This is a genomic window from Frigoribacterium sp. AP1 (assembly GCF_056680555.1).
Map to the genome: position 1 here is coordinate 3,132,573 of NZ_CM155288.1, position 25,647 is coordinate 3,158,219.

Annotated in this window: 24 protein-coding genes and 1 tRNA gene; 9 read left to right on the top strand and 16 right to left on the bottom strand. The window is 73.0% G+C overall.

The genetic code is table 11. From position 1 onward, the window contains the following. Positions 1–71: 71 nt before the first annotated feature. The 4 genes from AC1MBW_RS14835 to AC1MBW_RS14850 all read right to left on the bottom strand — a co-directional run bounded on the left by AC1MBW_RS14835 (position 72) and on the right by AC1MBW_RS14850 (position 4,376). On the bottom strand, positions 72–887 hold the full coding sequence (locus tag AC1MBW_RS14835) for a Nif3-like dinuclear metal center hexameric protein (RefSeq protein WP_480024937.1): 816 nt from the start codon (positions 885–887) through the stop codon (positions 72–74). A gap of 9 nt (positions 888–896) precedes the next feature. Beyond that, positions 897–2,318, bottom strand: coding sequence for a hypothetical protein (locus tag AC1MBW_RS14840; protein ID WP_480024938.1), 1,422 nt, complete (start codon positions 2,316–2,318; stop codon positions 897–899). 115 nt (positions 2,319–2,433) lie between these two features. After that, positions 2,434–3,240: an alpha/beta fold hydrolase gene (locus AC1MBW_RS14845; protein WP_054146555.1), complete on the bottom strand. Its 807-nt coding sequence runs from the start codon at positions 3,238–3,240 to the stop codon at positions 2,434–2,436. Next, positions 3,237–4,376: an FAD-dependent oxidoreductase gene (locus AC1MBW_RS14850; protein WP_480024939.1), complete on the bottom strand. Its 1,140-nt coding sequence runs from the start codon at positions 4,374–4,376 to the stop codon at positions 3,237–3,239. Before AC1MBW_RS14850 ends, AC1MBW_RS14845 begins: the two co-directional genes overlap by 4 nt. A gap of 170 nt (positions 4,377–4,546) precedes the next feature. On the opposite strand from AC1MBW_RS14850, the gene AC1MBW_RS14855 reads away from it, so the two are divergent. From AC1MBW_RS14855 to AC1MBW_RS14870, 4 genes are all read left to right on the top strand, one after another. Beyond that, a complete protein-coding gene (locus tag AC1MBW_RS14855) occupies positions 4,547–5,491 on the top strand; it encodes a septum formation family protein (RefSeq protein ID WP_480024940.1) in 945 nt (314 codons plus the stop codon). 75 nt (positions 5,492–5,566) lie between these two features. After that, a complete protein-coding gene (cls, locus tag AC1MBW_RS14860; RefSeq protein ID WP_480024941.1) occupies positions 5,567–7,036 on the top strand; it encodes a cardiolipin synthase in 1,470 nt (489 codons plus the stop codon). 100 nt (positions 7,037–7,136) lie between these two features. Then, positions 7,137–8,522, top strand: coding sequence for a magnesium chelatase ATPase subunit I (locus AC1MBW_RS14865; protein ID WP_480024942.1), 1,386 nt, complete (start codon positions 7,137–7,139; stop codon positions 8,520–8,522). Between the two features lie 8 nt (positions 8,523–8,530). Beyond that, positions 8,531–10,528 (top strand): vWA domain-containing protein, encoded by a 1,998-nt coding sequence (locus AC1MBW_RS14870; protein ID WP_480024943.1) that lies wholly within the window; start codon positions 8,531–8,533, stop codon positions 10,526–10,528. On the opposite strand, the gene AC1MBW_RS14875 is transcribed toward AC1MBW_RS14870, so the two are convergent. From AC1MBW_RS14875 to AC1MBW_RS14890, 4 genes are all read right to left on the bottom strand, one after another. Beyond that, complete coding sequence (locus AC1MBW_RS14875; RefSeq protein ID WP_054146582.1) at positions 10,497–11,264, bottom strand: SCO1664 family protein; 768 nt, start codon at positions 11,262–11,264, stop codon at positions 10,497–10,499. The genes AC1MBW_RS14870 and AC1MBW_RS14875 overlap by 32 nt on opposite strands. 35 nt (positions 11,265–11,299) lie before the next feature. After that, positions 11,300–11,851: a DUF3090 domain-containing protein gene (locus tag AC1MBW_RS14880; protein ID WP_054146561.1), complete on the bottom strand. Its 552-nt coding sequence runs from the start codon at positions 11,849–11,851 to the stop codon at positions 11,300–11,302. Between the two features lie 33 nt (positions 11,852–11,884). Beyond that, a complete protein-coding gene (locus AC1MBW_RS14885; protein ID WP_480024944.1) occupies positions 11,885–12,607 on the bottom strand; it encodes a histidine phosphatase family protein in 723 nt (240 codons plus the stop codon). A 142-nt stretch (positions 12,608–12,749) separates the two neighbouring features. Further along, complete coding sequence (locus AC1MBW_RS14890) at positions 12,750–13,607, bottom strand: NAD(P)H-binding protein (protein ID WP_480024945.1); 858 nt, start codon at positions 13,605–13,607, stop codon at positions 12,750–12,752. Between the two features lie 91 nt (positions 13,608–13,698). Between AC1MBW_RS14890 and AC1MBW_RS14895 the strand changes: the two genes are divergently transcribed. Continuing rightward, complete coding sequence (locus AC1MBW_RS14895; protein WP_480024946.1) at positions 13,699–14,067, top strand: winged helix-turn-helix transcriptional regulator; 369 nt, start codon at positions 13,699–13,701, stop codon at positions 14,065–14,067. 40 nt (positions 14,068–14,107) lie between these two features. On the opposite strand, the gene AC1MBW_RS14900 is transcribed toward AC1MBW_RS14895, so the two are convergent. The 5 genes from AC1MBW_RS14900 to AC1MBW_RS14920 are packed head-to-tail and all read right to left on the bottom strand — an operon-like array spanning position 14,108 to position 20,646. Next, complete coding sequence (locus tag AC1MBW_RS14900) at positions 14,108–15,334, bottom strand: acyl-CoA dehydrogenase family protein (protein ID WP_480024947.1); 1,227 nt, start codon at positions 15,332–15,334, stop codon at positions 14,108–14,110. Further along, positions 15,331–17,073 (bottom strand): dipeptide ABC transporter ATP-binding protein, encoded by a 1,743-nt coding sequence (locus AC1MBW_RS14905; RefSeq protein ID WP_480024948.1) that lies wholly within the window; start codon positions 17,071–17,073, stop codon positions 15,331–15,333. The genes AC1MBW_RS14900 and AC1MBW_RS14905 overlap by 4 nt, the downstream gene beginning before the upstream one ends. Then, positions 17,070–18,038, bottom strand: a complete 969-nt coding sequence (locus AC1MBW_RS14910; protein WP_480024949.1) for an ABC transporter permease — start codon at positions 18,036–18,038, stop codon at positions 17,070–17,072. The genes AC1MBW_RS14905 and AC1MBW_RS14910 overlap by 4 nt, the downstream gene beginning before the upstream one ends. Beyond that, complete coding sequence (locus AC1MBW_RS14915) at positions 18,035–18,982, bottom strand: ABC transporter permease (RefSeq protein ID WP_480024950.1); 948 nt, start codon at positions 18,980–18,982, stop codon at positions 18,035–18,037. The genes AC1MBW_RS14910 and AC1MBW_RS14915 overlap by 4 nt, the downstream gene beginning before the upstream one ends. Next, complete coding sequence (locus AC1MBW_RS14920; RefSeq protein ID WP_480024951.1) at positions 18,979–20,646, bottom strand: ABC transporter substrate-binding protein; 1,668 nt, start codon at positions 20,644–20,646, stop codon at positions 18,979–18,981. The genes AC1MBW_RS14915 and AC1MBW_RS14920 overlap by 4 nt, the downstream gene beginning before the upstream one ends. Positions 20,647–20,827: 181 nt before the next feature. On the opposite strand from AC1MBW_RS14920, the gene AC1MBW_RS14925 reads away from it, so the two are divergent. The 3 genes from AC1MBW_RS14925 (at position 20,828) to AC1MBW_RS14935 (ending at position 23,255) form a co-directional block, all read left to right on the top strand. Continuing rightward, a complete protein-coding gene (locus tag AC1MBW_RS14925; RefSeq protein WP_054146568.1) occupies positions 20,828–21,097 on the top strand; it encodes a hypothetical protein in 270 nt (89 codons plus the stop codon). Positions 21,098–21,182: 85 nt separating this feature from the next. After that, the gene (locus tag AC1MBW_RS14930; RefSeq protein WP_480024952.1) at positions 21,183–22,583 is read left to right on the top strand and encodes a dihydrolipoyl dehydrogenase family protein; all 1,401 of its coding nucleotides are present in this window, start codon (positions 21,183–21,185) and stop codon (positions 22,581–22,583) included. 30 nt (positions 22,584–22,613) lie between these two features. Next, complete coding sequence (locus tag AC1MBW_RS14935; protein ID WP_480024953.1) at positions 22,614–23,255, top strand: histidine phosphatase family protein; 642 nt, start codon at positions 22,614–22,616, stop codon at positions 23,253–23,255. A 35-nt stretch (positions 23,256–23,290) separates the two neighbouring features. On the opposite strand, the gene AC1MBW_RS14940 is transcribed toward AC1MBW_RS14935, so the two are convergent. Then, entirely contained in the window at positions 23,291–23,959 is a 669-nt protein-coding gene (locus AC1MBW_RS14940; RefSeq protein ID WP_396598827.1) for a response regulator transcription factor, read from the bottom strand. A gap of 119 nt (positions 23,960–24,078) precedes the next feature. Between AC1MBW_RS14940 and AC1MBW_RS14945 the strand changes: the two genes are divergently transcribed. Further along, positions 24,079–24,360, top strand: coding sequence for a GlsB/YeaQ/YmgE family stress response membrane protein (locus tag AC1MBW_RS14945; RefSeq protein ID WP_043592839.1), 282 nt, complete (start codon positions 24,079–24,081; stop codon positions 24,358–24,360). Positions 24,361–24,482: 122 nt separating this feature from the next. Here AC1MBW_RS14945 and AC1MBW_RS14950 read toward each other — a convergent pair whose 3' ends face one another. Beyond that, on the bottom strand, positions 24,483–25,445 hold the full coding sequence (locus AC1MBW_RS14950) for an alpha/beta hydrolase fold domain-containing protein (RefSeq protein WP_480026127.1): 963 nt from the start codon (positions 25,443–25,445) through the stop codon (positions 24,483–24,485). A 90-nt stretch (positions 25,446–25,535) separates the two neighbouring features. Beyond that, positions 25,536–25,608 (bottom strand) — tRNA-Val (locus AC1MBW_RS14955). Positions 25,609–25,647 lie beyond the last annotated feature (39 nt).

A 25,647-nucleotide genomic window follows, 5' to 3' on the forward strand; every position in this document is an offset into this window, starting at 1 on the left:
ACGAGGAGGCGCGGGTCGCGAGGTCTCGCGGGTCGCGACGCGCCGTCGTCGCCGGGGACGGCTCGGGGTGCTCACTGCACGACGGCGAAGTCCCACGGGTCGGTGCGCAGGTCGCTGAGGGTGACCTCGACGTCGTGCAGCTCGCGGCGGAGCTGTTCGGCCGCCGTGTCGAGCCAGAGCCACTCGGCCGCCCAGTGCGACACGTCGACGAGGGCGGGACCGCGACCGAGCCTCATGAGCTCGCGGGCGTCGGAAGCGGGGTGGTGGCGCAGGTCGCTCGTGACGTACACGTCGGCGGCGAGCACCGCCGGGTCGGCCAGCAGTGAGTCGCCGGCACCGGCGCAGAGGGCGACCGTCTCGACGACGCCGTCGGCGTCACCGGCCACGCGGATGCCCGACGCGGTCGGGGGCAGGACGTCGCCGAGCTGGCGGGCGAGGGCGACGAGGGTCATCGCGTGCGGCAGACGGCCGACGATGCCGAGGCCCGTGCCCTCGCTCGTGCCCGGGCTGATCGGTCGCTGCTCGACGAGGCCGAGCTGGTGGGCGAGCACGCGGGACGTGCCGGTCTCGACGACGTCGGCGTTGGTGTGGGCGGCGACGAGGCCGCACCCTGCCCGGACGAGCCGCGCGACGACGGCGCCCTTGGTGGTGTCTTCGGCGACCGTCGAGACGCCGTGGAACAACAGCGGGTGATGGACGAGCAAGAGGTCGGCGCCCATGCCGACGGCCTCGTCGACGGTGTCGAGCACGGCGTCGACGGCCAGGTGCACGTGCGTCACGGGCTGGTCGGGGTCACCGACGACCAGGCCGGGAGAATCCCACGACGAGGCACCCGCGAGAGGCCAGAGTCGTTCGATGACGGAGTTGACCGAGGCGAGGGTGGACACCTCGACAGCCTAGTCGCGAGCCGTCGAGCGGAACCCCGTGATCATCACCGCGACGATGAACGCCACGACCGCGGCGCCGAGCAGGGCGACGACGACCGACACCGACGTCGAGAGGCCGGTCAGGCCCACGGCACGGACGAGGAAGCCCTGCCAGGCGAACGACCCCAGGTCGCTCAGCAACAGCCCGAAGCCCAGGACGGTGCCGACGACCACACCGGCCACGACGCCGATCGGACCGCGGCGGGCGACGCGCGTCGCGTCGTCGGGGCGGGTCGAGACCGACGCGAGCGCGGTCAGGCCGACGAGGCCGGTGGCGACGGGGACGGCGACGGTCGAGAGGACGGCCGAGGCGACAGCGAGGGCCGGCACGAAGGCCAGCACGACGGCCGCGACGACGATCAGGGCGGCCGTGGCGGCGACCACGAGCGCGAGGGGACGGCGCAGGAGGGGCGGGACGGGGGCGGAGGCGACCGCCTGCGCCTCGGGGCCCGACGTGGTCGGCGCGACCAGCGCCTCCTGGTCGGCTGCTGCCTGCTCGTCGACTGCCGTCTGCTCGTCCGTGGGCTCGGACGCGTCGACCGCGTCGGCCGCGTCGGCCGCGTCGTGGACGAGGGCGCGGGGGCCGGTCGACGGGACCACCACGGGAGACGAGGTCGGGGCGGAGGCCGTGGGGCGGTCGCCGTCCGAGTCGGGGGCGAGCGGAGCGTTGGGTGCGTGGCCCGCCTCGACCACGGGACGGGCCTCGCGGATCGCGCCGGGGGGCACGACGGGGACGACCCCGGTGAAGCGGAGGCGGGTGGCCTCGAGTGCGCGGGCCGCCTCGTCCGTGCCGACGCGGGTGATCTCGTCCTCCCACGAGGCGAAGCGCGCGGCCTCGACCTGGCGGAGGGCGAGCTGGGCCTGGACGACGGCCATCAGATCGATCGTCGCGGTGTCGTCGAGGCGCTTCTCGACCAGGCGGGCGAGGACCTCGTCGTCGAGCGTCATCCGCTCGGGAGGCTGGGGCAGGTCGTCGGGCACGGACACGGCGAGCACCGGCAGCGTGATCGCCGAGGTGTCGACCGAGTGGCGGGCCACGCTCGCCGGGCGGGCCTCGGAGGCATCGGTGGGCACCACGTCGTCGAGGACGACGTCGGCACGGTGCGAGGGGATCGAGACGGGGCGTGGCGCGCGGGCCGTCGCGGCTTCGGGCTCGGCTTCGGCTTCGGCCTGGGGGGCGATCGCGGTCGGCTCGTCGAGCCCCTCCACGGAGGCCTCGGGGGCGAGGGTCTGGTTCACGGGGTGGTGCTCCTGCTGGTCCGGGCGAGCGGGGGGCTCGGGGACGGTGTCGTCGAGGGGTGCGACGAACGTCACACGGCGCCGGTGGAACGTGACGTCGTCGTCGAGGGGTGCGATGCCCCCGACGCTCGCGGTCTGCACGTTGTCGGCCATGCTCGGATGGTAGGTGACGAACGGTCCCACGCCGGGCGGACTCGCCGGTCCGACCGGCACATTCCCCGTTCCGAGCGGATGGGCCGACCGTTCGGTGCCCGCGACGATCGGAGCGTCAGGAGGCGCGGGTCAGGTGGGCGAGCACCTCGCGCGCGACGCCGCGCGACCCCAGGCCGAGGTGACCCGACCGGGGATGCACGGCGAGCGTCGCGTCCGGCAGGCCGGCCACGGTGCGTGCCACGAGGTCGAGCGGGTAGAAGCCGTCGGCGCCCCCGGCCACGACGAGCGTCGGGGCGGCGACCTCGCCGAGGCGGTCGCCCACGTCGAACGAGTCCTCGGCGTCGAGCGTCACGACCAGGTCGTCGTGCCGGTCGCCGACGACGACGTGGTGCGCCACGCGCCCGAAGCGCCGCAGGGCGTTCGAGGCGGGGACGCCGGTGGTCGTCTGACCGAGCATGGCGGCCGAGGCGCCTCGCGCGTCGCCGGCCCGGAGGCGCTCGGCCGTGCGCCGCTGGGCCTCGCGCCCGCCGTCGCCCAGGCGGTGGGCGGCCGAGACGAGGACCAGTCGCCGCACCAGCTCGGGGTGGTCGACGGCCAGCTGCAAGGCGATGCTGCCGCCCGTCGAGGTGCCGACCACGTCGATCGGCCCGTCACAGATCTCGACCGTGGCCCGGGCCACGTCGTCGGCGAGGTCGTTCATCGTGGTGCCCTCGGGCAGCCCACGGCGACGGCCCAGCGTCCACAGGTCGACCTCGCGGACGAGCGGCGCCGTCTCGAGCCGCAGCAGGGTGCGGTCCCAGGTCGAGGGGTGGTGACGACCCGGCCCGACCCCGGGCAGCAGGATCGTGGGCGCGCCGCTCCCCCGACGCACGAAGGGCTGGCCCGCCACGGTGCCGCGGGTCGTCGCGGTCCGGCGGGTCACGGTCGCCCCAGGCGGCGGAACCGCGCAGGGGCCTCGCCACCCTCGACGAGGTCGACGAGGATCGACCCCACCAGCGGCGTGAACTTGAAGCCGTGTCCGGAGAAGCCCGCCCCCACCACGACGGGGCCGACGCGGTCGAGAACGAAGTCCTCGTCGTCGGTCGTCGTGTACGTGCAGCTGATCGGGTCCGCCGTCTCGGCGTCGACGCCGGGCAGCCACTCCCGCGCGTAGCGCCGCAGTTGCTCGAGCTGCTCGGGGTCGGGCGCGAAGGACCGGCGGTCGGGGTGCACGACGGGGCCGGCCCCGTGCCAGCCCGCCTTGACGCCCTCGCCCGGCGTGAGCATGCCGTAGACGACGCTCGGCCACCACGACTCGGGGGGACGGTCGGGATCGGGACGGTGGTTGAAGCTCGGCCACACGGCCTCGGGGTCGGTCACGGCGAAGTGCGCGGGTTGCTCCTGCGTCACGGTGAGCCGAGGGAGACGTACGAGGCCTCCGACGACGTCCTCGGTCCAGGCGCCCGCCGTCACCACCACGCGCCGCGCGACGATCTCGTCGTCGGCCGTGACGACCCGGACGCGCTCGGGGCCCTCGACGTGCAGGCCCGTGACCGGCGTGGACCAGCGCAGTCGCGCCCCGTGGGCCGTCGCCGCCCGGGCGAGGGCCACCAGGGCCTCGGCAGCACGGATGCGTCCGCTGCCGGGCACGTGCAGCACCTCGGTCTCGAAGCGGATGCCCCTCCACCGCTCCCCCGCGTCCTCGGCGGTGACGAGTTCGCTGGGGACACCCGCGTCGATGTGCAGCGCCTGCATGCGCCGGAGCATCGCCGGGCGACCGTGGTTGACGACTCCGACGAGGTCGAGGAGCGGGGTGCCGGTCTCGTCGGCCAGCGCGTCCCACCGCACCCGCGCCTCCTGCACGAGGGCGACGTAGTCGGCGTCGTCGTAGGCGACGTTGAGGTTGCGGGTGGCGCCGTGCGAGGCACCCCGGTGGTGCCCCTGCTCGAACCGCTCGACGAGCACGACCTCGTGCCCGCGCGACGCGGCCTGCCAGGCCGTCGCGAGACCCATGGCGCCTCCGCCGACGACGACCAGGTCGACGTCGGCGCGGGACGGACTCGGGTGACCGGACGACATGCTCCGAGCATAGGAGGCGCGGTGCGGCCCGGCCCCGCCGGCTCGCGCCCCCGAGGCACGCCCGCCCCCTGGCCCGCCGACGGGGGCTGCTGCCGCCGCGCCGGGTGCCGGTAACATCCCTCGACGGCCGCCGAGGGATGCGGTGCGCGCAGCAGCAGCAGGGGGACCTCGTGGACCGACCAGACGACCAGCCGACGACCGCGGGACCCTCGGGGGCGACCCCCGTGTCCTTCGTGGCCGAAGGACTCGTGCAGCGGTTCGGACCGCTCGAGATGCGCGTCCTGCCGAGCGACTACCCGACCGGCGTCGTCGACGTCCCGGGGGCCGGCCACCCCGAGATGCTGCGTGTGCGGCTGGGCGCCACCGAGTTCCTCGACCTGGGGCACGACGGATCGCACTGGTTCGCGGTGCCCCTGCGCATCGACGCGTCGGGTCCCACGCCCCTCGACCAGCGGCGACGGGACCCCCTCGACGTCGGTGTCGGTGAGACGACGTCCGTGGTGCTCGACGCGGCCTCGGCCACGGTGCGGCGCTGGGCCGCCCTGGTCCCGCCCGAGTCGCGCCTGGGCACGGCCTGGCCCGCGCCGCAGGCGTTCGCGCCCGGTGCCGGGGCGGGCGTCCCGGCACCGAAGCGGTCGCGAGGCGTGCTGTTCGGCGTGTTGGGCGCGGTCGGCGTCATCGCCTTCGGGGGCGTGTGCTTCGGCCTCTACCAGGCGAACGGAGGAGAAGGGGGCGTCATCGAGACCGGTTCCGAGCTCGTGAGCGAGCTCACCACCGGGGACTGCTTCGACATGACCGACGGGATCGACCACGAGTACCAGACGTTCGTCGACGTGACCGCCTGCGGCGACGTGCACCACTTCGAGGTGTTCGCCGAACCGGTCCTCGACGACGACGCGTTCCCGGGCGACGACGAGGTCGCGCAGCTCGGCGACGACGCGTGCTACGAGGTCTTCGACGACTACGTCGGGTCGACCTGGGAGGACTCGGCCCTCGACTACGGCTGGTTCACGCCGACCGAGGACACCTGGGCCACCGGCGACCGCGAGGTCACCTGCTATCTCGCGACGGCCCCCGACGGCGAGTCGGCGAGCCTGGCGGGCAGCGGGCGCTGACGTGCCGGCGCGCCGTGGTGACGTCGGCGCGAACGGGGGCGGCCTCGTGCGGCCTCGACCTGGGATGATCGGCGGATGACCTGGCGCAAGCTCCTCAAGGCGTTCCCCACCGTGATCCTGGTGGTCGACATCCTCATCAGGATCGTCTCGGTGGCGGTCGTGCCCCGCAACCGGCGGCCGAGCTCGGCCATGGCCTGGCTGATGGCGATCTTCGTCGCGCCGATCCCGGGCAGCGTCCTCTACGGCCTGCTCGGCAGCACGAAGCTGCCGAAGGACCGGCGGGACAAACAACGCGAGATCAACTCGCTGATCCTCGAGAACACGCAGGGCCTCGACAACCGCGTGCCGACCGACACCCAGCCGCCGTGGTTCGGCACGGTGGTCCAGCTGAACCGCACGCTCGGCGCCATGCCCTTGATCCCCGGCAACACGGCCCGACTGCTGCCGGACTACGCCGGGTCGATCGCGGCCATGACCGAGGCGGTCGACGCGGCCGAGCGGTACGTCCACGTCGAGTTCTACATCCTCACGCGCGACGAGTCGACCTTCCTCTTCTTCGACGCCCTCAAGCGGGCCCACGACCGCGGGGTCAAGGTCCGCGTGCTCTACGACCACTGGGCGACGATCCGCAACCCGCAGGGCCGCGTGACGCGCACCTGGCTGCGTGACGCCGGCATCCGCTTCGAGGAGATGTTGCCGTTCCACCCCACGAAGGGCATGTGGCGGCGACCCGACCTCCGCAACCACCGCAAGATCGTGGTCGTCGACGGCGACGTCGCGTTCACCGGGTCGCAGAACATGACCGATCCCAGCTACAACAAGCGCGGCAACATGCGACGCGGCCTGCAGTGGAAAGACCTCATGGTGCGCGTCGACGGGCCCGCCGCGATCGGCCTCAACGCCCTCTTCATCACCGACTGGTACAGCGAGACCGACGAGCTGCCCACCGACGCCGAGGCCGAGCCGCTCGTCGAACGCCGTACGGGCGACGACGCCTACGAGTGCCAGGTCGTGCCGAGCGGGCCCGGCTTCGACGGCGAGAACAACCTGCGGCTCTTCAACGCCCTGGTCTACGGTGCACAAGAACGCCTGATCATCGCGAGCCCCTACTTCGTGCCCGACGAATCGATGCTCTACGCCATCACGACGGCCGCCGAGCGCGGCGTCGACGTGCAGTTGTTCGCCTGCGAGGTCGCCGACCAGTTCCTCGTCTACCACGCCCAGCGGTCGTACTACGAGACGCTCCTGCGGGCCGGCGTCCGCATCTTCCTCTACGAGAAGCCGATCGTGCTGCACTCGAAGCACTTCACGGTCGACGACGACGTGGCGGTGATCGGGTCGAGCAACATGGACATGCGGTCGTTCAGCCTGAACTTCGAGGTGTCGCTCATGGTACGTGGAGCGGGCTTCGTCGACCAGGTCCGCGAGGTCGAGGCGGACTACCGCGCGAAGTCGCACGAGATCACGCTCGCCGGCTGGCTCACGCGGCCCGCTCCCCTGCAGGTGCTCGACAACGTCGCGCGTCTCACGGCGGCGGTGCAGTAGACCGTCACGCGACGGATGTCGTCGAATCGAGACGTCTCGGCAAGCTCGCAGGAGGCGCCCCTCGCGAGGTCCGGGTCGGGAGCGTAGCGTCGCCGGGGTGATGCCTCCCTCCGCGAGAACCGTCGGCGAACTCAGGCGCTCGGGCCACGTCCCGAAGCCCCTCCGCACCGAGATCCGAGACAACCTGCTCGACGCCCTGAGAGAGGGTCGTGACCCCTGGCCGGGACTGCACGGCTTCGGGTCGACGGTCATCCCTCAGCTCGAGCGGGCGTTGATCGCGGGTCACGACATCGTCCTGTTGGGTGAACGCGGCCAGGGCAAGACCCGCCTGCTGCGGACGCTGGCAGGTCTGCTCGACGAGTGGTCCCCGGTCATCGACGGGTCCGAATTGGGAGAGCATCCGTTCGAGCCGATCACGAGCGAGAGCCGCCGTCGAGCCGCCGACCTCGGCGACGACCTGCCGGTGGCCTGGCGAGGGCGCGACGAGCGCTACGTCGAGAAGCTCGCGACGCCCGACACGAGCGTCGCCGACCTGATCGGCGACGTCGATCCGATGCGCGTGGCCGAGGGACGCAGCCTGGGCGACCCCGAGACGATCCACTTCGGCCTCATCCCCCGGGGCCACCGCGGCATCGTCGCGGTCAACGAGTTGCCGGACCTCGCCGAGCGCATCCAGGTGGCGATGCTCAACGTGATGGAGGAGCGCGACATCCAGATCCGCGGGTACGTCCTGCGGCTGCCCCTCGACGTGCTCGTCGTGGCCAGCGCCAACCCCGAGGACTACACCAACCGTGGTCGGATCATCACGCCCCTGAAGGACCGCTTCGGTGCCGAGATCCGGACGCACTACCCGACCGAGCTGGTCGACGAGGTCGCGGTCGTCCGCCAGGAAGCCGACCTCGTCGCCGAGGTGCCCGACCACCTCGTCGAGATCCTGGCCCGCTTCACCCGGGCGCTGCGCCAGTCCCCCTCGGTCGACCAGCGCAGCGGCGTCAGCGCCCGCTTCGCGATCGCCGGAGCCGAGACCATCGCGGCCGCGGCGTTGCACCGCGCGACCCGACAGGGTGAGGACGAGGCCGTCGCCCGCCCGATCGACCTCGAGACGGCCGTCGACGTGCTCGGCGGCAAGATCGAGTTCGAGTCCGGCGAGGAGGACCGGGCCGAGGAGGTCCTCGAACACCTGCTGAGGACGGCGACCGCCGAGACCGTCCGTGCCCACTTCCGCGGGCTCGACTTCGACGCCCTCGTCGACGCCCTCGAGTCGGGTGTCATGGTGACGACCGGTGAGCAGGTCACCGCTCGGGACTTCCTGGCCGGATTGCCCTCGCTCGGCGAGGACGACCTCTACGACCGCATCGCCGAACGGCTCGGCGCGTCGTCCGACGGCGGGCGCGCCGGTGCGATCGAGCTGGCGTTCGAGGGCTTGTTCCTGGCCCGACGCGTGAGCAAGGAGAGCGGCGACGGTGAAGCGGCCTACGGGTTCTGAGGTGCGACGTGGCTAGGGCGAACCGGCGGTTGCACCGGGCCGCGCGCTACCAGAGGTACGCCGACGGTCCCGACCCGCTCGTGCCTCCTGCCGACCTGTCCGAGGCGCTCGACGCCGTCGGGCGCGACGTCATGGCCGGTACGAGCGCCGAGGCGGCGCTCCGTGAGTTCCTCCGGCGCGGAGGCAAGGACCAGACCGGCCTCGACGACCTCGCCCGCCAGGTCGCCGAACGCCGACGGGCCCTCACCCGGGACCACCACCTCGACGGCACGCTCCAGGAGGTCCGCGAGCTGCTCGACCGGGCCCTGCGGGCCGAACGCGCCCAGCTCGCCCGAGACGTCGACCTCCACGACGGTGACCGCGCCCTGGCCCTGCTCCAGCTCGACAGCCTGCCGCCGTCCCCGGCCGGCGCCGTCGCCGAGCTGTCGGACTACCGCTGGCAGAGCGGCGAGGCCGGTCAGGCGTACGAGCAGATCAAGGACCTCCTCGGTCGCGAGATGCTCGACCAGCGGTTCGCAGGGATGAAGGGTGCCCTCGAGAACGCCACCGACGCCGATCGCGCGGCCGTCGCCGAGATGCTGCGCGACCTCAACGCATTGCTCGACGCGCACGCCCGCGGCGAGGACACCCCTGAGCAGTTCGACGACTTCATGGCGAAGCACGGCGACTCGTTCCCCGAACGGCCGTCCGACGTCGACGAGCTGATCGACGCCCTCGCCGCCCGGGCCGCGGCCGCCCAGCGGCTGCGCAACTCGATGTCGGCCGAGCAGCGTGCCGAGCTGGACGCGCTCGCGCAGGAGGCCTTCGGCTCGCCCGAGCTGATGCAGTCGCTCGAGCAGCTGGACGGCACGCTGCGATCGCTCCGGCCGGGCCAGGACTGGAGCGGATCGGAAGGTCTCGACGGTGAACACGGCCTCGGGCTCGGCGACGGCACGGGGGTCTTCCAGGACCTCGCCGACCTCGACGCGCTCGCCGAACAACTGGCCCAGCAGTCGCGTGGATCCTCGCTCGACGACGTCGACCTCGACGCCCTGCGCCGCCAGCTGGGCGAGCAGGCCGCCGTCGACGCCGCGGCCCTGCGGCGGCTCGAGAAGGCCCTCCGAGACTCCGGCGCCCTCCGCCGTCGCGCCGACGGCACCCTCGCCCTGACTCCGCGGGCCATGCGACAGCTCGGCAAGAACCTCTTGCGCGACGTCGCGGCGACGATGTCGGGACGAGCCGGGAGGCGCGAGGTGCGGTCCGCAGGAGCCCTCGGCGACCGCTCCGGCGCGAGTCGCGACTGGGCCTTCGGCGACACCGAGCCGTGGGACGTGACCCGGACCATCACGAACGCGGTCACGCGGACCGCCGCCGAGGGCGGCCGGACCGACGGCGGGGTGCGGATCGAGATCGGCGACGTCGAGGTGCACGAGACGGACGCCCGGACGCAGGCCTGTGTGGCCCTGCTCGTCGACACGTCGTTCTCGATGGCGATGGAGGACCGCTGGGTTCCGATGAAGCGCACGGCCCTCGCCCTGCACACCCTGATCACGTCCCGCTTCCGCGGCGACGACCTGCAGCTGATCGGGTTCGGCCGGCACGCCGAGGTCATGCCCATCGAGCAGCTCGTCGCCCTCGACGCGAAGTGGGACAAGGGCACGAACCTGCACCACGCCCTGCTGCTGGCGAACCGGCACTTCCGCGAGCACCCGACCGCGCAACCCGTCCTGTTGATCGTCACCGACGGCGAGCCGACCTCGCACCTCGAGCCCGGCGGTGAGGTCTTCTTCGACTACCCGCCGCACCCCGTGACGATCCTGCGGGCGGTGGAGCAGCTCGACGTGGCCCGCCGCCTCGGCGCGCACACGACGTTCTTCCGGCTCGGCGACGACCCGGGGCTCGCCCGTTTCGTCGAGGGCATGGCGCGGCGCGTCGACGGCACCGTGACCGCCCCCGACCTGGACGACCTCGGAGCGGCCGTCGTCGGGTCGTACGTCAGAACACGGGCCACGGAACCGCCGGCATAGGGCCGCGCGGTTCGGGGAAGACGGGCGACGCGAGGAGGCGCGCGCAGCGATCGTCGAGCGCCTCGAGTTCGTCGGGGGTGAGGAGAGGCGCCAGGGCCGAGCCCAGCGAGCCCGAGAGAGCGGATCGGACGCGGCCGACCCCGTCGACCTCGTCAGCGGTCAGCGGGTCGCCGATCCACCCCCACAGCACCGTGCGCAACTTGTGCTCGGCGTGGAAGGTGAGGCCGTGGTCGACGCCGTGCCGCCGCCCGTCGGGCAGAGCGAGCACGTGGGCGCCCTTGCGGTCGGCGTTGTTGACCACGACGTCGAAGACGGCCATGCGTCGGAGCGACGGGGTGTCCTCGTGGATCAGGGCCACCGGCCCGTCGTCGCCGTCCCCCTCGAGCACGAGCCGCCATCCGTCGTCGGGCAGCTCGTCGACCGGCACGAGGTCGACGGCGTCCTGCTCCGGGTCGACGTCCTGCCAGAGCTGGACCATGCCCTCGCCGAGCGGACCGTCGCGCAGCCAGGTGCGCGGCACGACGTCCCAGCCCGAGGCCTCGGAGACGAGGTAGGACGCGACCTCGCGGTCGGCGAGCCGCCCGTCCGGGAAGTCCCACAGCGGCCGTTCGCCGGCCACGGGCTTGTAGATGACCGACACGTCACCGAGGCGGGCCAGGAAGGACGCGTTCGAGGCCGTGCGGATGCGACCGGTGAGCTCGAGCTCGACGTCGTCCGAGGGAACGGTGTCGGGCACGTCGGTCGGCTCGTCCTCAGCCGACGCCGACGCCATCAGACCTCGCCGGGCAGGACGCAGACGTGACCCTCGGGGTCGATCGGCTGGCCGCAGAAGGGGCAGAGGGGCCGACCGGCCCCGACGATCTCGAGGGTGCGCGCCGCGAACGCTCGCGCCGTGCCGACGGGGATGCGGACGACCATGACCTCGTCGGGCTCCAGCTCGGCCTCGTCGATCTCGGCCTCGCCGTCCACCTCCACCAGGGGGAACGCCTCGATGACGACCTGCGCGGTGGACGGGTCCCAGCCGAGGCTGAGAGCACCGGCCCGGAACTCGGGTTCGACGGGTTGGTCGAGCGGCTCGTTGTCGACGAGTTCGACCGGGATGCCGGTGGGCACGCTGACCGGGTTGCCGTCGGCGGCCATCACCTGGTCGAGGATCTCGTCGATCTTCTCGGCGAGGGCGGCCGACTGCATCTTCTCGAGGCCGACGCTCGTGACGCGTGCCCCGTCACGGGCCTGCAGGTAGAACGCACGGGAACCGGGACGACCGACGGTCCCGACGACGACTCGGTCCGGCCAGTCGAAGGTGTGGACGATGGAGGGCATGCCGCGAGTCTACGAGCGCCCCGCCGCCGACGCTCAGGTCGCGGGAGGCTCGTCGCCGGCGGCCGCGCCGCTCGCCGGACCCGCGCCTCCTCCGACGGCGGCGTCGGCCGCGGGAGCCGCCTGCCGCAGCCACGAGAGGTCGCCCGAGTCGGTGTTCGTCGCGACGACGTCGGGCCGGTTCGGCCCGTACCGCACGATCGACACCGAGGCCGGGCCGACGCTGATGCGCTGGAAGAGGTCGAGGTGCATGCCGTACGCGTCGGCGAGGATCGACTTGATGATGTCGCCGTGGCTGACGGCGACCCACACGGCGCCCGGACCGTGTTCGGCCTCGAACGCGGCGTCGTGCCGCCGGACCGCGGCCACCGCCCGGGCCTGCATGGCCTGGAGCGACTCGCCACCGGGGAACACCGCGGCCGACGGTTGGTTCTGCACGACCGACCAGAGTGCCTCGCCCGCCAGCTCCTTCAGCGGCCGACCCTGCCAGTCGCCGTAGTCGCACTCGGTGATGCCTCGCTCGATCGGCGTCACCGGCACGCCGGACTGACGGTCGAGGATCGCCCTCGACGTCTGACGGCAGCGCTCGAGGGGGCTCGACACGACGCCGACGAGCGGCACGACCGCGAGCCGCTCGGCTGTGCGCCGCGCTTGCTCGCGTCCGACGTCGTCGAGCCGGACGCCCGCCGTCCGTCCGGCGAGCACGCCGCTCGCGTTGGCGGTGGTGCGTCCGTGTCGGACGAGGACGAGGGTGGCCATGCCCCGAGCCTAGACACCGGGACCCGACCGTCGACTCCGGGGACCGGCCCACCCGCGTCGGGAACCGACCCGACGAGGAGGCGCGGTGCCGGTCGTCCCGGCACCGCGCCTCCTGCGGTCTCCCGACCGGCGGTCGGCGTGACTACGCCGAGGCGGCGGTGAGGGCCTCGACGAGCGGGGTCGTCGGGCGGCCGATCAGACCGGAGAGGTCGCCGCTCGTGTCGGCGAGCAGCCCGTCGCGGATGTTGCCGTCGAGCGCGACGACGAAGCCGACCGTGCCCTCGTCCAGGCCGAAACCGCGCAGGCGCTCGGCGTGTCGCTCGGGCGTGAGCGACTCGTAGCGGACCGGTCGGCCCGTGACGACCGAGAGCGCCTCGGCGAACTCGGTGAAGTCCCAGGCGTGGTCGCCGGACAGCTCGAAGGTGCGGCCGGCAGTCGAGTCGTCGAGGGCAGCGACCGCGGCGGCCTCGGCGTAGTCCCGACGGCTGGCGCTGGCGAGACGGCCGTCACCCACGCTCGCGGCGACCACACCGGAGTCGCGGGCGGTGGCGATCTCGCCGACGTAGTTCTCGGTGTACCAGCCGTTCCGCAGCAGCGTGGCGGGGACGCCGGAGGCGGCGAGGTGCTCCTCGGTCGCCTTGTGCTCGGGCGCGAGGATCAGAGGCGAGGTCGAGGCCGCGAGGACGCTCGTGTAGACGATGCGGGCGGCACCGGCGGCCTTCGCGGCGTCGATCACGGCGGCGTGCTGCGGGACCCGCTGGCCCACCGCGTCGCTCGAGATCAGGACGACGACGTCGCCCGCGCCGATGACGGCGGCGATCGTGTCGGGTCGGGTGTAGTCGAGCTCGGCGGTGCGGACGCCGCGCTCGGCGAGGTCGGCCAGCTTCGAGACGTCGCGCGACGTGGCGACGACGCTCTCGGGGGCTGCGCCGCGGGCGAGCAGGGCCTCGACGACGAGGCGGCCGAGCTGGCCGGAGGCGGCGGTGACGATCGTGGACATGGTGTTCCTTTCGGTTGCGTGCCCGGGACAACGACGACGATCCACCGGGACTTCCCGTCTGCAGGTACGCACCTTTTCGTAAGCTACTGACGTGGACGTCGGAATCGTGAACCCTGCCCGCCCTGCCCCCTCCGGTCGTTTCCCGGCGGAGTGCCCGAGCCGCGTGGTGCTGACCCACGTGACGAGTCGGTGGGGCGTGCTCATCCTGCTGGCGCTCGAACGCGGTCCGCTGCGGTGGGGCGAGTTGAGACGCGAGATCGAGGGCGTCAGCGAGAAGATGCTCGCCTCGACCCTGAAGACCCTCGAGGCCGACGGCATCGTCGACCGCGCCGCCCAGCCGACGATCCCGCCGCGGGTCGACTACTCGCTGACCGAGCGCGGCACCGAACTCGCCGCTCGCCTCGTACCCCTGATGGACTGGATCCTCGACAACGCCGACGAGATCGTCGCGGGCCGGTGACCCGTCGCCGCCTCACTCGCGCCCCGCGCGGGCCGGTCCCTCAGGCCTGCCCGGTGGACCAGAAGTAGGTCAACGGGGCGTCGTTGACGAGACGGTCGCCGATCACCCGCTGCTGCAGCACGACCGGGTTGTGCGACGAGAGCGTCCTCGCGTTCCGCCAGTGCCGGTCGAGTGCCCGGTCGCGGTCGGTGGCGCTGGCTCCGCCGACCTCGAACAGGGTGGTCGTCGCGCGGAGGGCCACCTCGACCACCGTCACCTGTGCGCGGATGGTGACGAGCTCGGCCGCCTCGATGCGGTCGAACGCGTCCGTGTCGCCGGCCACCACGGCGTCGTGTGCGCGGTCGATCGCCGAGGCCGCGCTCTGCACCAGGGACTCGGCCGCGAGGGCGTCCGCCGAGACCCGCCCCACGACCGACTGGACCAACGGGTCGGCGGCGGCCGTCGCCGCGACGCCCTGGCTGTAGGCGCGGGTGCGGGTGCGCACGAACTCGACGGCATCGCGTTCCGCCGCCGACGCGACGCCGGCCAGCGAGGCCAGCAGCACGGTCTGCAGGAAGGCCGGCAGGGGCGTCCGCCGCTCGTCGCGCTGGGGTCTGATCTGGGACGGCTCGACCCGCACGCCGTCGAACCGGGTCGTCCCGCTGCCGGTGAGCCGCTGGCCGAACCCGTTCCAGTCGTCGCGGACGTCGACCCCGTCGTCGTCGACCCGCACCGTCACCCCGACGACCCGGCCGGCCGGCGTCGTCGCGGTCACGGTCGTCCAGTCGGCGAAGAGCGTGCCCGTGCTGTAGTGCTTCTCGCCGTGCAGCCGCCAGCCGTCACCGTCCGGCACGAGGTGCGTCACGAGCGACCCCACCCGGGCGGCACTCCGCTCGTGGCTCGCGTTGCCGAACACCTCGCCCGCCGCGACCTGCTCGAACCACAGACCGCGCCGCACGAGGTCCTCCGAGGTGTCGAGCAGCAACTCCTCGACGAAGGCGAAGTGCGCCCGCAGCAGCTGCGGCAGGTTCGAGTCGGCCCGCGCCAGCCGCACGAGCAGGGCGAACAGGTCGGACGGCCGGGCCCCGGAGCCGCCGAACTCGACCGGCACGGTGACGGCCGTGAAGCCGGACTCCGCCAGCTGCCGCACCTGCTCGAACGGCAGTTCGCGCCTCCGCTCGCGGTCGACGGCGCCGTCGGCGATGCGGTCGAACACGGGCTCGAACCGGGCGAGCAGGTCCTCGCGGGTCGGCGTGGCCGTCGGTGCGATGGTGGTCGTGTGGGTCATCGGGGGCCTCCGGTGGGATCGGTGGTGGTCGTGGTGGTGTGGGTGGTGGCGGACAGGCCGCCACCGGGGACGGCGGCGAGCAGACGGCGCGTGTACTCGGCGACGGGACGTTCGAGCACCTGCTCGACCCGCCCCTCCTCGACGACCCGTCCGTCCTGCAGGACGAGCACGCGGTCGCTCACGTGCCGGATGACGCCGAGGTCGTGCGAGATGAACAGGGCCGACGTGCCGTAGCGGGCGCGGATGTCGGCCAACAGGTCGAGCACCTGCGCCTGCACCGACACGTCGAGGGCACTCACGGCCTCGTCGAGGACGAGAACGTCCGGGTCGGTGGCCAGCGCGCGGGCGATGGCCACCCGCTGGCGCTGACCGCCCGAGAGGGTCGACGGGTGGCGGCCGGCCAGGTCGGGGTCGAGCCCGACCCCGGCGAGCAGGTCGTCGACGCGGGCACGGGCGTCCGTCGCCGCGGCGCCCTGACCGCCCCGCGCGCTCACCGCGGCGCGGAGGGCTCCCGTGACGAGCTGGCCGACCGACCGACGGGGGTCGAACGAGCTCAGGGGGTCCTGCGAGACCGTCGCGATGCGCGGCCGGTCGGGTCGACGATCCCGCTCGTGCAGGGCCGACCAGGGCCGGCCCTCGAACAGCACCTCGCCCTCGTCCGGGGCCGTCAGCGCCAGGGCGATCGCGGCGGTGGTCGACTTGCCCGAGCCCGACTCGCCGACGATGCCGAGGGTCTCGCCCGCGTGCAGGGTGAACGAGACGTCGTCGACGACGGTGCGAGTGACGCGATCCGGCCCCCGGTAGCGCTTGGTGACGTGACGCACCTCGAGCACGGGTGTGCCCGGGCCGGGGACGGGCCGGTCCGCGGGACGCGCCGCGAGGGTCGCCGGTGCCGCCGACGAGAGGCGGCTGCCGCGGGCGTGCGCCGTGGGGATCGCCGCCAGCAGGCGCTGTGTGTAGGGGTGGCTCGGCGCCCCGAGCACCTGGTCGGTCGGCCCCTGCTCGACCACGACGCCGTGCTGCATGACCACGACCTCGTCGGCGAGTCGTTCGACCACACCGAGGTCGTGGCTGATGAGGACGAGCCCCGCGCCGCCGGCGCGCAACTCGTCGAGCAGGGCGAGGATCTGCGCCTGGACGGTCGTGTCGAGCGCGGTCGTCGGCTCGTCGGCGATCAGGACCGCGGGCTCGAGGGCCACGGCCGCGGCGATCAGTGCGCGCTGCCGGAGGCCCCCGGAGAGTTGCGAGGGCAGCTGGCGGGCCCGGAGGCGCGGCTCGGGGACGCCGACCCGCTCGAGCAGCTCGATCACCCGGGCCTCGCGGGCCCGGCGGTCGCCGTACCGGTGGACGCGGAGGGGCTCCGCGATCTCGGCCCCGACGCGGCGCAGCGGGTCGAGCGAGACGAGGGCGTCCTGCAGGACGTAACCGATCTCACGACCGCGCAGGCGCTGCCAGTCGCGGTCGCCGAGGTCGGTGAGGTCGCGACCGGCGAGGCGGAGGGTCGAGGCCGTCGTCGTGGCGGTGTGGCCGTTGAGTCCCAGTAGCGCCTTGGCCGTGACGCTCTTCCCCGAGCCGGACTCCCCCACGATGGCCGTGCAGCGCCCGGCCTCGACGGTGAACGAGACGTCGCGGACGACCGTGTTGCCGCCGAACGCGACCGACAGACCCCGCACGTCGACGAGCGGGCCGGCCGTGTCGAGGCGCACGGCCTCGGGGTGAAGGACGGGTTCGGGGCTCATCGCGCGCCTCCCGGGGTGGTGAGGGTCTGGATGCTGCGGCCGACGGCCGTCAGCGACAACGCGAGCAACACGATGACGACGCCGGGGAAGAAGTCGAGCCACCAGGCCTGCTGCAGGTAGTTGCGTCCTGCGTTGAGCATCGCGCCCCACTCCGGGGCCGGGGGCTGGACGCCCATGCCGAGGAAGCCCAGCGCCGACGCCCAGACGATCGCCTGGCCGATGCCCAGGGTGACCAACACGGTCAGGGGCCGGAACGCGTTGGGCAGCAGGGTGTGGACGAGCACGTGGACCGGCCCGTGGCCCAGGGCGCGCTCGGCCTGGACGTACGACGAGTCCCGCACGGCGAGCACCTGGCCGCGGACCATCCGGGCGTAGCCGGGGATCGTGGCGACGCCGACGGCGAGGATCTGCGTCCCGGCCGAGTTGCCGGCGATCGCGACGAGGATGAGGGCGAGCAGGATGCCGGGGAACGCGTAGAGCACCTCGATCACGCGGGTGACGACCGCGTCGACGGCCCGACCACCGAGTCCCCCGAGAAGGCCCAGCAGCGTGGCGCCGGCCAGCCCGAGGGCGGTCGCCCCCACGCCGATCAGCACCGACTGCCCGGCCCCGTGCACGACCCGAGAGTAGACGTCGCGTCCGGACTGGTCCGTCCCGAACACGTGCTCGGCGCTCGGTGCGGCGAAGCTCTTCGCGAGGTCGATCGCGAGGGGGTCGGCCGGCGCGAGCAGACTCGGCCAGACCGCCGCGAGGAGCACGAAGGCGATGAAGGCCGTGGCCACCCAGGTCGAGACCCGACGGAGGGGGTGGGAGGCGCGGCGCACGCGACGCGGACCGGACGCGGTGGCCGCCGGGTCGGCCTCGTGCGGACCGGCGTCGTGCGGACGGGCGTCGTGCGGACCGGTCGGCCGGTCCGTCGCGGAGGGGACGGGGGGCGCCGCGGTGGCGGTGGACGTGGTGCTCATGCGGGTGCTCCGATCGTGGTGCGCAGCCGGGGATCGACGGCGACGTACGCGACGTCGGTGAGGACGTTCGCGACGACGTAGACGAGGGCCACGACGAAGGTGATGCCGATGACGAGAGGGAGGTCCTGCGCGTTCACCGCGGTGACGAGCACCTGGCCGACGCCCTGGCGGGCGAAGACGACCTCGACGACGACCGCGCCCGAGATCAGCGAGCCGAGGCCCCACCCCGAGAGGGTGATGCCCGGCAGGGCGGCGTGGCGGAGGAGGTGACGTGCCCGGACGGCCGCCTCGGACAGGCCACGGGACCGTGCCGAGAGCGCGAAGGGCTGGTCCTGGGCGTCTTCGAACTCGTCGCGCGTGACCTGCCCGAGGAACCCGGCCAGCGGGATGGCGAGGGTCAGGGCAGGCAGGACGAGTCCGGGCAGTCCCGTGCCGATCACCGGGAACCAACCGAGGCGCACCGCGAAGACGAGCAACAGGACGAGACCGAGCCAGAACTGCGGCAGACCGGCCGCGACCGTCTCGACGACCGAGCCGATCCGGCCCAGGAGGCCGCGCCTCCCGGCGGTGAGCAGCGTGGACGTGATCGACAACAGCCAGGCGAGACCGAGCGCGGTGGCCGTGAGGGCCAGGGTCGAGCCGAGCTGGCCGCCGATCACGCTGACGACCGACTGCTTGAGCGTGTACGACTCGCCGAAGTCGAGTCGGACGAGGCCGAGCAGGAACGACCCGTACTGCGCGAGCAGGGGACGGTCGAACCCGTACTGGGCGGTGACGGCGGCGACGGCCTCGGGTGTCGGGTGGGCGGCCGCGCCCCCGAGGATCGCGACGGCGGGGTCGCCCGGCACGGCGTGCTCGAGGAAGAACACGATGGTGCCGACCGCGAGCAACAGGACGATCGATTCCGCGACGCGACGGACGATGCGCAGGACCCAGGGGTTCATCGGTCGCCGCCGTCCACGAAGTAGGCGTCCGACAGCACCGGCTCGCCCTCGGAGGGCTCGATCCACACGTCCTTGACCCGGTTCGAGATGCCCAGCCGTGTCTGGATCGGATAGAGCGGCAGGCTCCAGGCCTTCGAGGTGAGGATGCGCTGGGCCTCGGAGTAGAGCGCCGCCTGTTCGGTCGGATCGGTGGTGGCCGTTCCCGCGATCAGGACGCGGTCGAGCTCGTCGTCGGAGGCGAAGGCCGAGTTCTGGCCGTTGCCGACGTCGAGGGTCGCCTTCGAGTACTTGATGTACATCACGTGCGGCGTGGGGCTGTTCCAGTAGTTGCCGATGAGGTCGTACGCGTCGGGATCGCCCCAGACGGCGTTCATGCTGGCGGAGTCCAGCGCCTCGAGGTCGACCTCGATGCCCACCTCCTTCTCCATCGCCTGGATGTTCTGCAGGATGGTCAGGTCGGCGGGCGGCGTCTCGGCACCGTCGGCGTTGTAGGGCAGGCGCACGGTGAGGGTCTCTCCGTCCTTGGTGCGGTGTCCGTCGGCGTCGCGGCCGGTCCACCCGGCGTCGTCGAGCAGGCGGTTCGCCTCGTCGGGGTCGTACGGGAACGGCTCGTGGTAGGTCTCGTCGTAGTGCGGTGTGCCGGACGAGACGGCGTCGCCCTCGTACGGGAACACGCCGGCGTAGGCGCTCTCGACGGCGGCGCGGGCGTTCGAGGCGTGCACGAAGGCCTTGCGCACGCGGATGTCGTCGAACACCGGGCTGGTCGTGTTGAGGTCGAGACTGAACGGCGAGCCCGAGTGGACGAACTCCTGCAGGCTGATCGTCGGGTCGGCCTCGGCGAGCTGCTGGCTCTCGGGCGGCACGTTGAAGATGACGTCGGCCTCGCCCGAGCCGAGCGCGCCGTACCGGGTCGTGTTGTCCTTGAGGAACCGCCAGGTGATGCCGTCGAGGTAGGCGGGGCCCTGGTGCTTCGCGTCGGCGGGGGCCGAGTCGTAGTCGTCGTTGCGCACCAGCTGCACGTCGCGGCCGTGGTTCCACGCGACGACCTCGAACGGTCCGGTGCCGACCGGCGACTCGCAGTTCTCCTCGAGGCCGCGCGCCATCGCCTTAGGCGACTCGATGCCGAAGAACGCCTGCGACAGGGCGGCGAGCAGCGGCGAGTACGGGCGGGACAGGTCGATGCGGACGACGTGCTCGGACAACGCGATCGCGCTCTCGAAGTACCCGGTCAGGTACAGCAGGTCGGTCGACGACTGCGTGGCCGGGTCGAGGATCTGGGTGAAGTTGTCGACGACGGCCTGCGCGTCGAGCGGCGTGCCGTCGTGGAACTCGACGCCCTCCTTCAGGGTGAAGTCGTACTGCGTGCCGTCGTCCGAGATCGTCCACGAGGTGGCGAGCCAGGGCACGACGCTGCCGTCCGCCTGCAGCGAGACGAGGGAGTCGAGGTACTGCCGGGCGACGTAGGTCTGGGGCATGTCGCCGGAGTTGTGCGGATCGAGGCAGGTGGGCTCGCGATCGGTCGCGTAGACCAGCGTGCCCCCGCGGACGGGGCCCCGGTCGACGACGTCGGCGGACGCGGCGCCCGAGCAGCCGGCGAGCAGCGCGACGAGCGCGGTGGCGGCCGTGGCGACCACGGGGAGGCGTCGGGAGGGAGGTCGGAACATGGGCGAACCTTTCGTCGAGGCCCGAACCTACGGACGCCTCGACCCCCCGACCAGTCGCGTGACGCCACGCGACACCCGTCGTCTCAAACCGTCACACGCGGCCCCGGGACTTGCGCCGACCCCTTGAGCACGTCGAGTCGTGGACGTACGGTGGAGGGGTCGACGAGGGCGAGGGGGCTCCATGGACGACGAGAAACCACAGGACCGAGGCCGGCTGAGGCTGCACCGGCCGACGTTCCGGGGGTCGGCGGTCGGGTGGGGCATCTCGGCCGTGGTGTGGCTGTCCTGCTTCGTGGGCTCGGGTCTCGGCATGATGCGCGAAGGGTCTCCCGGAGTGCTCGGCGTCCTCTTCCTCGTCGCCCTCGGGCTGGCGAGCGCGGTGTGCGTGACGGGCACGGTGTCGACCATCCGGCATCCCCGTCCGGGGCCCCCGGCCCGGGACGCTCCCTAGGCTCCGCTGTCGTCGACGGCTCCCGCCCATCCGGACCTGGTTGAGTTCGCCCAGACGACCGACGCGACGAAGGGGCACGCAGCACATGGGCATCTCGGAGAAGGACTACGACGTGGCCGTGGTCGGTGCCGGTCCGGCGGGCACCGCGGCAGCCCTGCGGGCGGCCGAGCTCGGGGCTCGTGTCGTCGTCCTGGAGGCGGGGCACGTCGGTGGCACCTGCGTGAACACCGGGTGCGTGCCCACGCGGGTGCTGGCCAAGACGGCCCGGCTGATCCGCGAGACCCGACATGCGGACGTCTACGGGGTCGACGTCACTCCCCCGACGATCGACTGGGCGTCGACCGTCGCGCGCGTCCGGGAGCGCGTCGACAAGGTGCGGTCGATCAAGCGGGAGGCCGAGCGGTTCGACACCGCGGGCGTCGAGCTGGTCCACGAGGGCCGCGCCCGGTTCGTCGACGACTCCACCCTGGTCCTCGACAGCGGTCGGACCATCTCGGCCTCGTCGATCCTGATCTGCGTCGGTGGCCACTCGCGCCGGCTGCCGATCCCGGGCGGCGAGCTGGCCACCGTGCCCGAACACGTCCTGGACCTGCCGGCCCTCCCCCGGCGGGTGGCCGTGATCGGTGCGGGCAACACGGGCGCGCAGCTCGTCACCGTGTTCGACGCGTTCGGCAGCGCCGTCACGCTCCTCGACCTCGCGCCGCGGGTCCTGATGGCGTCGGATGCGTCCATCTCGGAGGCGGTCTCCGCCGCGTTCGTCGAGCAGGGCATCGACGTGTGGACCGGCATCGACGGCGTCGAGAGCCTCGCCCGGGCCGACGACGGGTCGATCACCCTGACCTGGCGGCAGGACGACGCGACGTCCTCGGCCGACTTCGACGTCGTGGTCATGGCCACGGGGTGGCCGGCGGACGTGGAGGACCTCGGTCTCGAGGAGGCCGGTATCCAGGTGGAGCGCTCGTCGATCCCCGTCGACCGGTACTTCCGGACCGTCGTGCCGCACGTGTTCGCCGTGGGCGACGCCAACGGCCGCGACATGCTCGTCCAGGCCGCCCGGTTCGAGGGCGAGGCCGCCGCCGAGAACGCCGTCCTCGGGGCGAACCGCCGCACGCCGCACCACCTGCTGCCGGCCGGCGGGTTCACCGACCCGGACTACGCCGGCGTCGGCCTCACCGAAGAGCAGGCTCGCGAGGCGGACGAGTCGTGCGTGGTCGTCACGATCCCGTACTCGACCGTGGACCGGGCCGTGATCGACGACCGCGAGACGGGGTTCCTCAAGCTGATCGCCGACCGTCGGCGCGAACTCGTGCTCGGCGCCCACGCCGTCGGCGAGAACGCCGTCGAGGTGGTCCAGGCGGTCACCACCGCCATGGCCGGCGGTGTCGACGTCGCCACCCTGGCCGAGGTGCGCTTCGCCTACCCCACCTACAGCGCCGTGATCGGCATGGCGGCCCGGGCCGTGCTGGCGGATCGCACCGCGCGCTAGGAACCGGGCGGCGGCGGGCACCGTGGCACGATGGGCGTCCCGCCCCGACCGAAAGCCACGATGCGCCTCCTCCTCATCCGCCACGGCGAGACCGCCGACAACGTCGCCCGCACCATCGGCTCGCGACCCCCGGGCCCGCCGCTCTCTCCGCTCGGCCGCGAACAGGCCGGCGACCTCGCGACGGCCCTGGCCCACGAACCGATCGTCGCCGTGCACTCGTCGCGCCTGCGCCGGGCCGGCGAGACCGCCGTGATCGTGGCCGACAGCCTCGATCTGCCTCACCGGGAGGTCGACGGTGCTCACGAGATCGACGCCGGCGACCTGGAAGGGCTGCCCTACGCCGAGGCCCTGCCCCGGTACGCCGGCACCATGCAGCAGTGGTGGACCGATCCGGAGGCGCGCATCCCCGGGGGCGAGAGCGGCACCGAGTTCAGGGCCCGGTTCCACGCGGCGGTCGATCGGGTCGTCGCGTCGACACCGGCGGACTCGACCGCGGTCCTCGTCTCGCACGAAGCCGCCATCTGCGTCTGGGCGGCCGACACCGCCCGCAACCTCGACGCCGAGTTCAGCCGCACCCAGGGGCTGCGCAACACCGGCTCGGTCGTCCTCGAGGGCTCCACCGAAGGCGGCTGGGTCGCCGTCTCGTGGGACGGCGAACCCCTGGCGCACTGAGCCGCGCGTCCGACGACCAGGCCGCAGCGCGCCTCCTAGGGGCCGCCGAGCCAGTGGTCGATGCGGTGGTGGTCCGGGCGGAAGCCGTTCTGGACGCCCCACAGCACGGCCTGCGTCCGGCTCGTCGCGCCGATCCGTCGGTAGACCGATCGGATGTACGACTTGACCGTGTTCGGGCTGAGGTAGGTCAGCGCCGCGACCTCGGCGTTGCTCTTGCCCTGGGTGATCAGGGCGAGGATCTCGGACTCACGATCGGTGATGCCCTCACGGCGGCCGGGCCAGTCGAGGCCCGGCGCGCTCGGCGCGCGACCCCGCACGTCGCTGACGACCTGCTCGCCACGATGGACCGCCTCGAGCGCTTCGACGAGCTCGCGGGCCGCGAGGGTCTTCGACAGGTACCCGTGCACGCCCTGTGCGAGCGCCGCCTCGACGAGCTCGGGGTGGAAGTTCCAGGTGTAGACGACCACCTTGCCGGCCGCGGGGTTGGCGACCAGCTCGGCGAGCTCGTGGTGGTCGGACTCGGGCTGGGCGAACGAGTCGTAGAGGACGACGTCGACGCGGTCGGACAACGACGTCGTGGCGTCGATCTCGGCGACCACCACCCGGTCGCGGTACCGGTCGAACATGTGGGCGAGGCCGGCGAGCACGACGTCGTAGTCGTCGACGAGCGCGACGGTGATCGACCGGGTCGGGGCGAGGGGCATGAGGACACCATCCCACCCCGAGGGGTGTGCCGCCACACCTCCAGGGGTGGTCTGCTGAGTCCTGCGACGCCACGGCACCGACGGTGCCGGTCGCTCATCTCTCCCGGAAGGAGAACACCATGATCGGTCTCATCATCAGCTTGCTCGTCGTCGGCCTCATCGCAGGGTTCATCGCCCGTGCGGTCGTCCCGGGTCGCCAGAGCCTCTCCATCGCCATGACGATCCTGCTCGGCATCATCGGCTCGTTCGTCGGCGGGTTCCTCGGCTTCCTCCTGTTCCAGCACGACCCGACGGACGGGTTCTTCCAGCCCGCCGGCATCATCGGCTCGATCATCGGCGCGATCGTCGTCCTGGTGATCTGGGTCGCCGTCTCGGGTCGCCGCGGCGCCGCTCGCCGCTGACCCCCGGTCGTCACCGGGGTGGCTGTCCCGCAGCCGCCCCGGGCCGCGCCGACGCGGTCGCCGGTGCTCCACCGGTCGGCCGACCCCGCCACCCGCACCCGGCCGGTGCTCGCGCGCCGGGCTCAGGTCGTGAGCGAGCGGCGCAGCGTGCGGACGATCTGCGCCCGGGCGGCACGACCCGATCGGGTGGGCAGCAGCGGGTAGGCGTGCACGTCGCCGTCGCCTTCGTGCCACTCGAGCTCGACGCCGGCCGTCGCAGCACGGTCGCGCAGGAGGTGCGCGTCCGGGTTCAGGACGTCTCGCGTCCCCGTGAACACCGTCACCGGGCCGAGGCCCGCCAGGTCGCCGAACAGGGGGCTGACGACGGGGTCGCGCAGGTCGAGCTCGCCCCGCCAGTGCTCGGCGAGCACGCGTCCGCCGGGAGTGCCCAGCCACGGGTCGGTCGGCTGCACCTCGGGGATGCGGGGGTTGCGCCAGGTGAGGTCGAGTGCCGGGGCGATCAGCACCGTGCAGGCGACGACGACACCCGCGTCCCGCAGCGACAGGGCGGCCGACAGCACGATCTGACCGCCGGCCGAGTCCCCCGCGAGGGCGACCGGGCCGTCTGCCGAGGCGACCAGGTCGAGGATGCCGACCCGCGCCTCCTCGGCCGTCCCGTACGGGACCAGGGGGTAGATCGGCAGGACGACCGTCGTGCGGGCCTCGGCGGCGAGCTGCGCGACGAGGTGCCAGTGCTGCGACACGATCTCGCCCACCCAGCCGCCGCCGTGGGCGTAGACGACGGTGCCGCGCGACGCACCGTCCCGCCGCGTGATCGTGTAGACCGGCCAGCCGCCGCGCTGCTCGACGTCGACCCGGACGTCGTCCCGGAGGACGGCAGGCGGGCCGTAGGGTGCCGGCCGGAGGGACGCGCGACGGATGCGCCGACGCGCCCCCGCCTCGCTGACGAAGGTCCGGTTCGCCCCGGTCGCCCGGAGGAACACCGGGACCGCCGCCCGGGGCAGGACGAGCCTGGCGGCGAGGGGCACCCGGACGGTGTCGCGGGAGGTGCGGGAAGCGCGGGAGGGCATCCGAGGGAGGCGCATGGTCACGGCCGCGACGATACCCGGCTCGAGGGCCCGAGCGCGGCTTCGGTGCAGCTGACCACCGCGCAGGGGCGAAGGACCGATCAACGGTGGGCCCTACCGGGCTCGAACCGATGACATCCACGGTGTAAACGTGGCGCTCTACCAACTGAGCTAAAGGCCCTCGCGCCGGGACGAACCGGGCGAGCGAGTCCAGGTTAGC

Coding starts and splice junctions, on each gene's coding strand:
- AC1MBW_RS14945 (WP_043592839.1), top strand. CDS start 24,079: ATGATCGGTCTCATCATCAGCTTGCTCGTCGTCGGCCTCATCGCAGGG.
- AC1MBW_RS14885 (WP_480024944.1), bottom strand. CDS start 12,607: ATGGCCACCCTCGTCCTCGTCCGACACGGACGCACCACCGCCAACGCG.
- AC1MBW_RS14840 (WP_480024938.1), bottom strand. CDS start 2,318: ATGGCCGACAACGTGCAGACCGCGAGCGTCGGGGGCATCGCACCCCTC.
- AC1MBW_RS14920 (WP_480024951.1), bottom strand. CDS start 20,646: ATGTTCCGACCTCCCTCCCGACGCCTCCCCGTGGTCGCCACGGCCGCC.
- AC1MBW_RS14940 (WP_396598827.1), bottom strand. CDS start 23,959: ATGCCCCTCGCCCCGACCCGGTCGATCACCGTCGCGCTCGTCGACGAC.
- AC1MBW_RS14930 (WP_480024952.1), top strand. CDS start 21,183: ATGGGCATCTCGGAGAAGGACTACGACGTGGCCGTGGTCGGTGCCGGT.
- AC1MBW_RS14925 (WP_054146568.1), top strand. CDS start 20,828: ATGGACGACGAGAAACCACAGGACCGAGGCCGGCTGAGGCTGCACCGG.
- AC1MBW_RS14905 (WP_480024948.1), bottom strand. CDS start 17,073: ATGAGCCCCGAACCCGTCCTTCACCCCGAGGCCGTGCGCCTCGACACG.
- AC1MBW_RS14880 (WP_054146561.1), bottom strand. CDS start 11,851: ATGCCCTCCATCGTCCACACCTTCGACTGGCCGGACCGAGTCGTCGTC.
- AC1MBW_RS14915 (WP_480024950.1), bottom strand. CDS start 18,982: ATGAACCCCTGGGTCCTGCGCATCGTCCGTCGCGTCGCGGAATCGATC.
- AC1MBW_RS14910 (WP_480024949.1), bottom strand. CDS start 18,038: ATGAGCACCACGTCCACCGCCACCGCGGCGCCCCCCGTCCCCTCCGCG.
- AC1MBW_RS14865 (WP_480024942.1), top strand. CDS start 7,137: ATGCCTCCCTCCGCGAGAACCGTCGGCGAACTCAGGCGCTCGGGCCAC.
- AC1MBW_RS14900 (WP_480024947.1), bottom strand. CDS start 15,334: ATGACCCACACGACCACCATCGCACCGACGGCCACGCCGACCCGCGAG.
- AC1MBW_RS14890 (WP_480024945.1), bottom strand. CDS start 13,607: ATGTCCACGATCGTCACCGCCGCCTCCGGCCAGCTCGGCCGCCTCGTC.
- AC1MBW_RS14850 (WP_480024939.1), bottom strand. CDS start 4,376: ATGTCGTCCGGTCACCCGAGTCCGTCCCGCGCCGACGTCGACCTGGTC.
- cls (WP_480024941.1), top strand. CDS start 5,567: ATGACCTGGCGCAAGCTCCTCAAGGCGTTCCCCACCGTGATCCTGGTG.
- AC1MBW_RS14950 (WP_480026127.1), bottom strand. CDS start 25,445: ATGCGCCTCCCTCGGATGCCCTCCCGCGCTTCCCGCACCTCCCGCGAC.
- AC1MBW_RS14935 (WP_480024953.1), top strand. CDS start 22,614: ATGGGCGTCCCGCCCCGACCGAAAGCCACGATGCGCCTCCTCCTCATC.